Genomic DNA, 12,205 nt, shown 5'->3' with positions numbered 1-12,205 from the left:
TTAACCCAAGTGCATTCTTGGTAATCGTCCATATGTCCTGTCTGACCGGTAACGGTCGTCACCGGAAAGAACTGCGAATGCCAGTTTTGTCTCAAACTCTGTTCATCAGGGTGCGCTTAGCAATGTCAGCTTTCGGACATGGTCAGCACTGTTTGGATGTCTCCCATGAGGGCGGAAGCCGCCGCTGCGCATCTCGCACTTCGCAAGTGCGGCCGATCTCTCGCGCCGTCAGTCGAAGGACGCATCACACCGGGAGAGTGTGGCTTCGTCTCCGGTTCGCATTTAGCGTGTCTTTCCATCCGTTGCGCTGTCTGAACCGCGCCGGAACGGCGCCAGCCTGTCGGAAAGATAAAGTCGGTTCATCCGCCGCAACTCATCGGGCGCGCCCGACGTCGTGGGCGCGTCGTTCGCCAGCATGCTGCGCAGCACTTTCATGGTGTTCAGAACGACCGCCGCCATGTCTTTCGCCAGCGCCTCATCCAGTCCCGGCGCACACACGCGCAGCGCCGCCGCAATTCCGGCCACGGCATGACCTCGCGCGCGGTCGCGGATCTCCATCTTGTCAGTCCGCGCCTCCATCAGGGCGGACAGCGATTTCACACGCGGATGAAGCGTGACAAGCAGTTCGATCAGGATATCCGCCAACGCTTCCGGCGAAAGCGTGGCCGCACGTTTGGCAAGTGCTGCGTATTCGTCTTCCAGAATGGCGATATGCCGCTGCACCAGAGCGTCCGCCACAGCCTCCTTGTTCGGAAAGAAGCGATAGAGCGAGCCGATCTTCGCCCCGGCGCGCGCGGCGATCTCCGCCATGGTCGTCGCCTCGTAACCGCGTTCCGCCATCAGGTCGGACGCAGCCGCGAGCAGTTCCTCGACGCGCTGGCGTCCGGCCGAGCGTAGCGGCTGAAGAGGTGTCCGTTTTGCTCTTGACGTATTTGAGTCCATCCTCAAATAATGCTCCTGTTTGAGTATCTGCTCAACTTCTAACGGTTCCGTGCGGTCTGGACAACGCTTCGGGACGGTCGCGCGAACGTCAACAGGGAAGCTCACGCCATGATTTCACTTCCGCCCACCCGGACGGCCCTCGTCCTGATCGATCTCCAGAAGGGAATCACGGGACTGCCTTTGGCCCCGATACCGGGGGCCACGATCGTCGAACGATCGAAAGAACTCGCGGCGCGTTTCCGGGCCGCCGGTGCTCCCGTCATTCTGGTGAATGTCGCGTTCGCGCCCGATTTCGCGGACGCGGTGCATGCGGTCGTCGATCGCTCCTTTTCGCCGCCCGGAGGCTTTGCTCCCGACTGGACCGAACTGGTTGACGGGCTCGCCGGACCGAATGATCTGCGTATCACGAAACGGCAATGGGGTGCCTTCTACGGCACGGATCTCGACCTTCAGTTGCGGCGGCGCGGCATCACCACCATCGTCCTGGGCGGAATCGCGACCAATCTGGGCGTGGAGTCCACCGCTAGGGGGGCTCATGAGCATGGATACAACGTCGTGCTCGCCGAGGATGTTATGTCCACATTCACCGAAGAGATGCAGCGCTTTGCCTGCGAGGAGATTTTTCCCCGTCTTGGCCGTGTCACGACGAGCGAGGCGATCGCGCTGGATGCGTAAACGCATGGTTCATGTCTGCGCGTCTCGCGGTTCCCGACGAGATCGTTCATGAACACCAGAACATCGTTGCCATCCCAGAGTTCGGATCAACTGCCTCGGGGCACCTGGAAAATCGTGAGCGTCGCGGCGGTCGGATCTTTCATGGCGCAACTGGACGCCACGATTGTCAATGTGTCGCTCCCAGATCTTGTCGCGACCCTGCACGCTCCGTTTTCACACATTCAATGGGTGGTAAGCGGCTATCTGCTGGCACTCGCCCTGACGTTGCCCCTGAATGGATGGCTTGTAAGCCGCCTCGGGGGGCGGGCAGTCTATTTATGGTGCTTCGGTGCCTTCACGCTGACATCAGGCCTGTGCGCACTAGCGTGGTCTGCGCCGTCCCTGATCGTATTCCGTCTGCTGCAAGGCATGGCGGGCGGACTGCTCGCCCCTATGGCTCAGATGACGGTGGCTCGTGTGGCGGGCCGACAGATGCCGAGGGTCGCGAGCGCAATGACGGCACCTGTTCTGCTCGCGCCGCTTCTTGGACCCGTCGTCGCCGGTGCCATTCTCTCCATCGCGTCCTGGCGATGGATCTTTCTTCTCAATGTGCCGGTCGGGCTTGCGGCTTTTGCCCTTGCCGTTCTGTTTCTCCCTGACGATCGGCATGACGAGCGCCCCCGTCCACTTGACCTGACAGGGCTAGGATTTCTCGCTCCCGCTCTCGTCTCGTTTCTTTACGGGATGGATCATGTCGCCTGGCTTTATGGACAGGCGACTTTAGGCGCGTCCCTCGTGCTGTTCGTCCTGTATGTCAGATCCGCGCGACGCAAGGGCGATGACGCGCTGATCGACCTGCGCCTGCTGCGTGCGCCTGCCTTTTCGGTGTCGGCGATCATCATGTTTCTGACGAACGGGGTGTCGTTCGCTGGTCAGATGCTTCTACCCGTATGGCTGATTCACGCCTGCGGTGTCTCGCCCGAGCGGACGGGCCTGCTCATGGCCCCGCTGGGCCTGGGAATGATGTGCGTCTATCCGCTCATTGGTCGTCTGAGTGACCGGTTTGACGCGCGCGATCTGACCGGTTGCGGCGCGCTGCTTTCGCTGGTTGGAACACTGATTCTGGCTGTGCTCGCCTATAACGGTCTGAACGCCGCCCTGCTCAGTGTCGCCCTGCTTCTGCGCGGTGGTGGAGGAGCCGTGGGCATTCCGGCGATGAGCGCGGGGTATGCGTCGATCGCTCGGGACGATATTCCCATGGCAACGACTGCGCTGAACATCATGCAAAGGATCGGGGGGCCGACGTTGACCACGGTGTGCGCCACATTCCTTGGATGGCGGCTCGCGACAACCGGTCCGTCTCATATCCCATCAGAGGCTTTTGCTGAAGCATTTGGAGTGCTCGCGTTATTTCATGGCGTTCTGCTGCTCACGACGCGCTTCATCAACCACTCAGAAAACAACCGCAACTCAGGCAAGCTCTGCTGAATTTTTCTGCTTTGAGGGCGAAAGACGACATCGTCGACCAGCAGAATTATCACGTAAGCGCATGGGCTAGTGGAAGTTTCTTGATTTCACCGTCATCCGTTCAGATCTGGCTTCCTGTTGTGCAGTGCCGACCTCATGCAGGGACCGGTTCCCAACATCGGCCAGCAAGCCCGACAGGTCGGTGATCTCCTTAGCCACCAGATGCACGACGTCACCTTCCTTCTGGAGCATGCCCATTACCGCCAGCATCTGCCCGCCCAGTACCACGCGTCGGTTCGCATCGAACAGATCCGGCCAGATGATGACGTTCATGTTTGCCGTTTCGTCCTCCAGCGTCATGAACACCACGCCTTCGGCAGAGCCGGGCCGTTGCCGGACCAGTACCAGCCCTGCCACAGTAAGGCGCTTTCCGTCCTTTGCGTTCAAGGCGTGCCGACAGGTTATGATGTCCCGTGTCCGAAGATCCTCGCGCAGAAAGGTCAGCGGATGATCGCGAAGGCTTAGGCCAAGCCGGTTGTAATCCCGCACCACCTCCGCCCCGTCGCGCATGGGCTGGAGCAATACATCCGGTTCCTCCGCTTCCCGCGTAATCTGCGCTGCCGCAAACAGCGGCAGAGGCTCATCGCGCAGAGCCCTGATCGCCCAGAGCGCCTCGCGCCGTGCCAGCCCGAGCGAGGGCCGGAACGCATCCGCCTCGGCCAGATGGGTCAAGGCTGCCGCTTTCACACCCGCCCGACGCCACAGATCATCGACCGACGCGAAGGGGCGTGAGGCCCGTGCGGCAACAATCCGGGCGGCATCGTCATTGGCCAGCCCCTTTACCAGGCTCATGCCCAGCCGCACGGCGAACATCCCATCTGGTCTTTCCGGTCCTTCCAGCGTGCTGTCCCAGCGTGAGGCATTCACACAGACGGGCCGGATCTCCACACCATGCTCGCGCGCATCACGGACCAGTTGTGCCGGTGCATAGAAACCCATCGGCTGGGAATTCAGGAGCGAGGCCAGAAATACGTCCGGATGGGTGCATTTCATCCATGAGGATGAATAGGCCAGAATGGCGAAACTTGCCGCGTGGCTCTCGGGAAATCCGTAAGAACCGAAGCCTTCCAATTGTTGATAGATCCGCTCGGCGAAGTCCTCGTCATACCCATTGGCGCGCATGCCTTCGATCAGGCGTGTCTGAAACTGCGAGACGGTACCGGTATTTTTGAAAGTCGCCATGGCCCGCCGAAGCTGATCCGCTTCGGCTGCGGTAAAGCCGGCGCAGATCATGGCCACCTGCATGGCCTGTTCCTGAAACAGCGGGATGCCAAGCGTCTTTTTCAGAACCGCTTCCAGTTCCGGGGTGGGATAGTTTTCCGGTTCGATCCCTTCGCGCCTGCGGAGATAGGGATGCACCATGTCCCCTTGGATTGGCCCGGGGCGCACGATCGCCACTTCAATGACGAGGTCATAGAACATGCGCGGCTTGAGCCGTGGCAGCATGGACATCTGTGCCCGGCTTTCGATCTGGAAGACGCCAATGGTGTCTGCCTTCCTGATCATGGCGTAAGTGCGCGGATCTTCGGCCGGAATGGTCTGGAGGGTGAAGTGCTGGCCCTTGTGTTCCCCGAGCAGGTCCAGACCTTTCTTCATGCAGGTCAGCATACCGAGCGCCAGGATATCCACCTTCATGAATTTCAGGACGTCGATATCGTCCTTGTCCCACTCGATGATCTGGCGATACTCCATCGAAGCAGGCTCAATGGGCACCAGTTCATCCAGTCGGTCATGTGTCAGCACAAAACCACCGGGGTGCTGCGACAGATGGCGGGGCACACCGATCAGGCAGCGGGCTAGATCTAAGGTGAGGCGGATGCGTCGGTCAGAGAGATCAATGCCTGCATCGTTGAGCGCGTCATCGTCCAGCCTGCGCCCCCAACCATGAATCTGGCCCGAGAGCGTTCGGATCAGGTCTTCTGGCAGGCCCATGACCTTGCCGACATCCCGCAAAGCCCCCTTGGCGCGATAGCGGATCACCACGGCCGTCAGGGCTGCACGGTCACGCCCGTAATGCTCATAGACCCACTGGATGACCTGCTCACGGCGTGCGTGTTCAAAATCCACATCGATGTCCGGCGGCTCTCCCCGCTCTTCGGAGACGAAGCGCTCGAACAGCAAGGAGTTGCGGGCGGGGTCGATGGCGGTGATGCCGAGTACGTAGCAGACCGCACTGTTGGCGGCCGAGCCACGTCCCTGACAGAGAATGTCCTGGCTGCGGGCATAGCGGACGATGCTGTTCACGGTCAGGAAATACGGCGCATACTGCATCCGCCCGATCAGGCCGAGTTCATGGTGGAGCGTTTCCGCCACCTCATCCGGTACGCCGTCTGGATAGCAGGAACGGGCGCCCTCCCACGTCAGTTCTTCCAGCGCCTGCTGGGGTGTCTGGCCGGGCACGGACACTTCATCGGGATACTGATAGGCCAGATCGTCAAGGGAGAAACGGCAGCGCTCCACGATATCCATGGTGCGGGCTACCGCTTCGGGATAGCGCGCAAACAGCCGGGCCATTTCCTGTGGCGGTTTGAGATAACGGTCGGCATGACGTTCGCGGACGAACCCGGCTTCGTCAATGGTGGTGTTGTGCCGGATGCAGGTGACGACGTCCTGCAGGATGCGCCGGTCGTGGGTATGGAACAGCACGTCATTGGTCACAACGGTTAGCACCCGTGCCTGATGCGCCAGGTTTGCCAGTTCATACAACCGCATCTGGTCATTGGGGCGACGCAGCAGCGTCAGCGCCAGATAGGCCCTGTCGGCAAAGGCGTCCTTCAGCTTGTGCAGATGCAGGGCACAGGCATCGTCTACCGCGTCCGGGATCATGATGACGATCTGGCCCTCGCCCCAGGCGACCAGATCCTCCCAGAGCAGGTTGCATTTGCCCTTTCCAGCCCGCGCCTTACCGATGGTGAGCAGACGGCACAGGCGGCCATAGGCGGCGCGGTTTATCGGGTAGACCAGAACGGGCGGGAAATCGGCCAGATCGAGACGGCATCCCACAACAAGGCGGAGCCCGACCTCTTTCGCCGCGACATGGGCCTGCACTATCCCGGCCAGAGAATTACGGTCACAGATGCCCAGCGCCTCAATGCCAAGAGCTTTTGCCTGCGCGAACAGTTCAAGGGGGGAGGAGGCTCCACGCAGGAACGAGAAATACGTCGTGACCTGTAATTCGGCGTAACGCGGTGCCGAGGTGCTCATCCGAAAATTCCGTGCAGAAACCAGCCCTGCGAGCCGGTCTCGCCATGCTCGCCATCACCCGCCCGGTAGAGCCAGAAGCGCTCGCCGCTCGTATCCTCCACCCGGAAATAATCGCGGGCGATGGTCAGTTCGGCGTCATTCTTCCACCATTCGCCGAACACGCGCTCCGGACCATCGGCACATTTCACTTTCCGCCGCACGCCTCGCCAGATGAAGAACAGCGGCGGTTGATCCGGCAGTTCCGCCATCGCCTGCACGGGTTCCGGCCGCGCCAGCAGGCGTGTCGGGCGTGGCCAGTGCTCGGGCCAGTCCTTCGTCTCCTCGGGCGCCAGCGCGGGCACGCGGCAGAAGGAGCGTTCGGGCAGGTCGCTTTCCACCGGAGCAAACCGGTACAGCGCCTGCGTGCCGACACGGTTGGCCAGCGTGTCGATCAGGTCGGACACATCGGCCTCTTCCTCGGCGATCAGGGAGGAGACGGTCTGCCGCCGGTCCATCGGTTCGGCCAGCGAGGCAATCAGCACCATGCGTTCGATGCCAAAGCCCGGATCGATAGTCTCAATCTTCTCGCACAGCAGCCGGGTCAGGCGCTTGACGTCGCGCACCGGCATGGCCGTGGCCACCCGGATCGCCTCGGTGTGGCTGTCCACCCGATGCACCAGCAGGTCGAGACGCCGCACGCCCTGTCCACGCTCGTCCAGTCCCTGACACAGCAGCGGCACCAGCTTGCCGATGTAGCGGGCAATGGTCTCCGCAGCCCCGATGGGTTCAGCGAAGTTCCGGCTGACCTCGACCGGATCGACCGGGCGGACTGGTACGATGGCCTCCCCAATGCGCCCGAACGCCTGATCCAGCCTGCGGGCCACATCCGGACCGAACCGCAGGGCCAGAGGAGCGCGGGGCATGGCGGCTAGTTGCCCGATGCGGGATACCCCCAACGTGGCCAGCCCCTCGATAATGGTGGAGGGCAGACGCAGTGCTTCAACCGGGAGATCGGCCAGAGCAGAGGCTGTTCCGCCTGAGGGCACAACGGCAATCGGTGCCCGACTATAGCGGGCGATGGCGTGCGCAGCGCCCCACGTGTCCGCCACCACAGCTTTTGCCCGAAAGGCGGTGCCCGCCATGCGATGAACCATGTCCTTGAGCATGGGGAGTTCACCGCCATGCAGATGATCCGCCCCCGTCGTGTCGAGCACCAGCCCGTCCGGCGCATCGACGGCCACGATGGGCGCGATACGGTGCTGGAACCACAGGGCCAGCTTTTCAAGACCCAGCCTGTCACCGTCAGGATCAGCGTCCAACAGCACCAGATCGGGATACAGTGCCTGGGCCTTGGCCACCGGAATGCCGGGACGCAGCCCCAGCTTGCGGGCGGCCAGATCGACCGACAGCACGACCCGTCGCCGTCCTTCACGACCGGCCAGTGCCAGCGGCACTTCAGGCGCTGGCGCGTCTTTGCCCAGCCGCTTCCTGATCCGATCCGTCGGCCAGAGCGGCAGGTAAAGAGAGACGACCCTTGCCATCACAGGCCTCCACTTCAAAATCGGCACATTCGCCTGCGCGGGCGCGGATCAGTTCCAGCAACCAGCGCGGTCTTCCGACGCCGGGAACCGGCAGCGGGACGGATGGCAGGACGGAGACCCGCCAGCGTGTGACGGAAGCTGTGGGTTGGCCGAAATCCGCCGCATCCGTTTGCCGCTGCCAGCGTCGGATGGCGATGCCGAGGGAACCGGACGTCTCGGCCGCCAGTTGCAGGCGGCGTGACGCCGTCATGGACAGACGGGCGACCTCGGCGACAACGGCGCCGAGGCCACCATGCCGCAACCCTTCCTCAAAACAGGCCAGCACATCGACGTCTGAACTGGCCTCGACAAAAATGGTCCGCCGTGCCGACAGCCCGACCTGTTTCAGGGAGGGAGCGAACACATCCTGGCGGGTAACGATCCAGAGCACCTTGCCGCGCGTGCGGGCCGCAATCCCGGCGCAGAACTGACCGGCAGCCGCACTGTGCAGGGCGTCATTCCCGCCTCCCGCTACCTCATGCAGCGCCCCGAGCGCCAGACCGCCGCCCGGCAGTCGACCGTCGATCTCACGCACGCCAAAGGGCAGCACCGTGCGGCGTCGGTCACTATGGCCTTCGAGACGGCTGATTGCCGCCCGCAGGGTTTCCAGACCAAGTTTTTTATGGGTTTCAGCGGTCATGTCACGGTTCGATGTCCCTTGTGCAGGTGCATTTCATGATTATATGTTCGTGATTTGTTCTGATGCGACGATGGAAGTCAATGCAAATTCGTGACGCGTCAGGCATGATGCAGGGCGCATAACCACCCGGAATCATTGGTGAAGGTACCTTAAGGAATTGAATTCAGAGACTTCTCCCATCCCAAACAGCGACGATTATCTGTCCCGTCTGAATGACGCCCAGCGACAGGCGGTCACGCATGGGACCGGAGTCTTGGCAGGCGGGGCGGAGTCATCCCCGCTGCTGGTCATCGCGGGCGCGGGATCGGGCAAAACCAATACGCTCGCGCACCGGGTGGCGCATCTCATTGCTTCGGGGGCTGATCCGCGGCGTATCCTGTTGCTGACCTTCTCCCGGCGTGCCAGTGTCGAGATGACACGGCGCGTCGAGCGGATCTGCCGCACCGTCCTCGGCGACAAGGCTGGCCCACTGGCTGACGCGCTGGCCTGGGCCGGGACGTTTCATTCCATCGGTGCGCGGCTGCTGCGGGAATATGCGCAGCAGATCGGTATGGACCCGGCCTTCTCGATCCATGACCGCGAGGATTCCGCCGATCTGATGAATCTGATCCGGCACGATCTGGGATTTTCCAAAACCGAGAAGCGGTTTCCCGGCAAAGGCACGTGTCTGGCCATCTATTCCCGTGTGGTGAATTCGGGCGCGCGGCTCGCCGATGTGCTGCTGAAGCACTATCCGTGGTGCGCGGGGTGGGAAGCGCAGCTCAGACAGCTTTTTGCCGGCTACGTCACGGCAAAGCAGGAGCAGGGTGTGCTGGATTACGACGACCTGCTGCTGTGCTGGGCGCAGATGGTCAGTGACCCGGTTCTGGCCGCCGACATCGGTGGCAAATGGGATCATGTGCTGGTGGATGAGTATCAGGATACCAACCGGCTGCAGGCGGAGATCCTGCTGGGCATGAAACCCGACGGGAGCGGGTTGACGGTGGTGGGCGATGACGCGCAGTCGATCTTATAAGTTAGTTGGAATACATCGGCTTGAATCTATACCTTCGTGTTGCAAAGGGAGGGTACGATGCCTGAGCCTAAATGGTCACGATATCCGCAGGTTTCTGAGAACTCTCAAGGATGCTTATGGCTTTCGTTGCTCGACAATCTTGGCCGTTCGCCCGCTACCATAGACGCCTATGCCAGAGGTCTGGAACAGTATCTGTTTTTTTGTGAGGCAGCAGGTGTTGCTCCTGAGGCAGCAACTTTGAGTCATGTTTCACTATTTGTAAGGTATTTACGTGGAGAAGACGTTCCTTTCCTATCCACTCGCGCTGCTGTGAGCAATGCTACGCTTCATCAGCGCCTGTCCGCCGTCCGACTTTGGTATGATCATTTGGTCTTTGAAGGAATCAAACATCGAAATCCGGTGCCGCGAGGGCAGGCGGTTGTAGGGCGCGGCCCACTCTCGGAGCATGTCGGGTTCAGGTATGGTTTGGTACGTCGTTCCAAATTACTGCCATATTTGCCATCTGACGAAGAATGGGCTCGCTTGCAAGAAATAGTCGCACAGGAAACAGTCAGAAATCGCCTCATGTTCGCCTTGGCCTACTATGGCGCACTGCGCCGAGAAGAGTTAGTAGGTTTGAGGGTGTCGGATATTGACCCTGCGAGACGTCTCCTCACTATTCGGGCTGAGACGAGTAAAAGTGCACACGCTCGAGTGGTTTGTTACTCAGCAGTGATTTGTCCTGTGTTGGCAGTGTATTTACATCGTCGACGCGGTGCGACAACCCATTCAGGTGCCTTGTTTCTGTCTGAGTCAGATCGAAACTTTCGACAGCCCATAACGAAGTGGTCATGGAGCAAAACTGTCAGACGTCTTGCCCTTCAAGCCGGCATACCGGCGTTCAGTACTCATACCTTGAGACATCTGAGACTGACGCACTTGGCCCGGTCAGGCTGGCGTCTGCACGATATCGCAACGTATGCCGGACACCGCAATGTTCAAAGTACGACACTTTATATCCATCTATCTGGTGAAGATCTTCTCCGTAAAATCGCACACTCGGTCGAACAGATGGATATGAATCTTGGTAACAGGGTCTTCGGAGGATAGAACAGTGGCCGAATATCAGGTTTCTCACATCCAGCCCGAATACAAATTCCACATTAATCTCGATGAATACGACAGACGGGCGACATTGTCTGCAGACGAATTAAAAGTTGTCAGACGTTGGAAAGAAGAAAATCTTGTTATTACGAAACGGCAGGCTCCGCGTCTTCATAAGCCTCTGACGGACATCCTGTATCGCAGCAATCTCGACCGCGCTAACAGCCATCGTGCTTTGAAGTATTTGCTTCTGACGGTCGCACACCAGGAAAAACCCTACTGGGGGTGGAGTGAAGACCTGTGGGTTGAGATTATCAATAATAGTCCTGTTCTGAAAAAAACCGGAATGGTACCGCAGTTGATTGCAGTCGCTTATCTTCTGTGTGGTTTTCGAAGCGTGTACAAAATTCAACGCAATGTGGCGACGGCTGTCGTTGCCCGATTGGTTTTTGGAGCGGAGATTGTTGATACAGAATGTGAGCGTCTGTTCTCGGCCCTAACCCGTGTCGGCTTCGTCTGTCAGACCGTTCGGCCCCTCGTACCATCAGTATTTGCTGCAGTTGCATTACAAGGCGAGAATCCAAAACTTGAAAGTTTTGATAGGAAGATACTGGAACATACACGAGAGTGTTACACAGGAAATCATATCGCCAAGCGGATTGGAATATTGTCAAACGGTTTGGCCGCAATGGGGCTTACATCGAAGGTTATTCATTTCCGGGCATACCAACCTCGTCATGGAACTGAAACTGATAATATCAATCCTGAGTGGATGACATGGTGCCGACGTTGGTTGGAAACAACAACCTTGCGAGAAGGGTCGAGGCGAGCAGTTTACAACACTCTGACCCGTATCGGAATCTGGTTGGGTCGCGAGCATCCTGAGGTCACAGGACCAGAGCAATGGACGGTATCGGTATGTGCCGACTATCTCGCCGCCGTCGACAGGTTACGTATTGGCGATTGGGGCGGTTCCACCTTTGATTATCGTCTGATCCCAACAGTTGGCCAGCCTCTACAGGCTCCAACGAAAGTTGCTTATTATCAGGTTATGCGTCGGTTTTTATCTGATATTCAGAGTTGGGAATGGGCGCAGCTCCGGTGTAATCCGCGATATCATCTCTCGACACCGAAGAATATTGCGAAATATCTTGGCGTAAATCCTAGGACCATAGATGATGCTTCTTGGCTGAAACTGACCTGGGCCAGCTTCAACATTGAACCAGACGATCTTTCTCCTGACTGTTTCTATCCATTCGCCCTGTTGCAGGCAATCGCCGTGGTGTGGACACATGCAGGTCTTCGGAGCAATGAGATCGCCCGACTTCGGGTCGGCTGCACGCGCGAGCAATCAGAGGATGTGGTTGATCAGTCTGGCAACGTCGTTCCGGCAGGGCAGGTCTGCTGGCTTGATGTTCCGGAAGGTAAAACTTCGGTCGCGTACACTAAACCGGTCGGCCATGCTGTTCATAAGTACATTACGGCCTGGATGAAAAAACGAGCGTCACCCCGCAAACATCTTGATCGGCGAACCGGTGAACATGTACATTTTCTCTTTCAACTTCGGAACAGGCCAATCGC

9 protein-coding genes are annotated in these 12,205 nt (G+C 59.4%); 5 read left to right on the top strand and 4 right to left on the bottom strand.

Annotation, left to right across the window (positions count from 1 at the left end):
- Positions 1-282: 282 nt before the first annotated feature.
- Positions 283-942, bottom strand: a complete 660-nt coding sequence (locus GOB85_RS17395) for a TetR/AcrR family transcriptional regulator (protein WP_173578692.1) — start codon at positions 940-942, stop codon at positions 283-285.
- A gap of 108 nt (positions 943-1,050) precedes the next feature.
- Between GOB85_RS17395 and GOB85_RS17390 the strand changes: the two genes are divergently transcribed.
- Positions 1,051-1,617, top strand: coding sequence for a hydrolase (locus GOB85_RS17390; protein ID WP_003618841.1), 567 nt, complete (start codon positions 1,051-1,053; stop codon positions 1,615-1,617).
- A gap of 48 nt (positions 1,618-1,665) precedes the next feature.
- The gene (locus GOB85_RS17385; protein ID WP_026018899.1) at positions 1,666-3,084 is read left to right on the top strand and encodes a DHA2 family efflux MFS transporter permease subunit; all 1,419 of its coding nucleotides are present in this window, start codon (positions 1,666-1,668) and stop codon (positions 3,082-3,084) included.
- A gap of 66 nt (positions 3,085-3,150) precedes the next feature.
- On the opposite strand, the gene GOB85_RS17380 is transcribed toward GOB85_RS17385, so the two are convergent.
- Genes GOB85_RS17380 through GOB85_RS17370 form a run of 3 tightly spaced genes read right to left on the bottom strand, consistent with a single transcriptional unit; the run spans position 3,151 to position 8,526 of the window.
- Positions 3,151-6,327: an error-prone DNA polymerase gene (locus GOB85_RS17380; protein WP_173578693.1), complete on the bottom strand. Its 3,177-nt coding sequence runs from the start codon at positions 6,325-6,327 to the stop codon at positions 3,151-3,153.
- On the bottom strand, positions 6,324-7,847 hold the full coding sequence (locus GOB85_RS17375) for a DNA polymerase Y family protein (RefSeq protein ID WP_242011607.1): 1,524 nt from the start codon (positions 7,845-7,847) through the stop codon (positions 6,324-6,326). Before GOB85_RS17375 ends, GOB85_RS17380 begins: the two co-directional genes overlap by 4 nt.
- Positions 7,762-8,526 (bottom strand): ImuA family protein, encoded by a 765-nt coding sequence (locus GOB85_RS17370; protein ID WP_173578694.1) that lies wholly within the window; start codon positions 8,524-8,526, stop codon positions 7,762-7,764. Before GOB85_RS17370 ends, GOB85_RS17375 begins: the two co-directional genes overlap by 86 nt.
- Positions 8,527-8,683: 157 nt before the next feature.
- On the opposite strand from GOB85_RS17370, the gene GOB85_RS17365 reads away from it, so the two are divergent.
- The 3 genes from GOB85_RS17365 to GOB85_RS17355 all read left to right on the top strand — a co-directional run.
- Positions 8,684-9,541, top strand: coding sequence for an ATP-dependent helicase (locus GOB85_RS17365; protein WP_242011606.1), 858 nt, complete (start codon positions 8,684-8,686; stop codon positions 9,539-9,541).
- 57 nt (positions 9,542-9,598) lie between these two features.
- On the top strand, positions 9,599-10,630 hold the full coding sequence (locus GOB85_RS17360) for a tyrosine-type recombinase/integrase (protein ID WP_081500010.1): 1,032 nt from the start codon (positions 9,599-9,601) through the stop codon (positions 10,628-10,630).
- 4 nt (positions 10,631-10,634) lie between these two features.
- Positions 10,635-12,205, top strand: a 1,571-nt coding sequence (locus GOB85_RS17355; RefSeq protein WP_173578695.1) for a site-specific integrase, incomplete at its 3' end; no start/stop codon positions are given.

Source organism: Acetobacter fallax (assembly GCF_011516735.1).
GTDB classification, from domain to species: domain Bacteria; phylum Pseudomonadota; class Alphaproteobacteria; order Acetobacterales; family Acetobacteraceae; genus Acetobacter; species Acetobacter fallax.
This window is presented reverse-complemented; position numbering and strand designations above follow the sequence as displayed.

Excerpts from the sequence above, each read along its gene's own strand:
- GOB85_RS17380 (WP_173578693.1), bottom strand. The coding sequence starts at position 6,327 with ATGAGCACCTCGGCACCGCGTTACGCCGAATTACAGGTCACGACGTAT.
- GOB85_RS17375 (WP_242011607.1), bottom strand. The coding sequence starts at position 7,847 with ATGGCAAGGGTCGTCTCTCTTTACCTGCCGCTCTGGCCGACGGATCGG.
- GOB85_RS17360 (WP_081500010.1), top strand. The coding sequence starts at position 9,599 with ATGCCTGAGCCTAAATGGTCACGATATCCGCAGGTTTCTGAGAACTCT.
- GOB85_RS17385 (WP_026018899.1), top strand. The coding sequence starts at position 1,666 with ATGAACACCAGAACATCGTTGCCATCCCAGAGTTCGGATCAACTGCCT.
- GOB85_RS17395 (WP_173578692.1), bottom strand. The coding sequence starts at position 942 with ATGGACTCAAATACGTCAAGAGCAAAACGGACACCTCTTCAGCCGCTA.
- GOB85_RS17390 (WP_003618841.1), top strand. The coding sequence starts at position 1,051 with ATGATTTCACTTCCGCCCACCCGGACGGCCCTCGTCCTGATCGATCTC.
- GOB85_RS17370 (WP_173578694.1), bottom strand. The coding sequence starts at position 8,526 with ATGACCGCTGAAACCCATAAAAAACTTGGTCTGGAAACCCTGCGGGCG.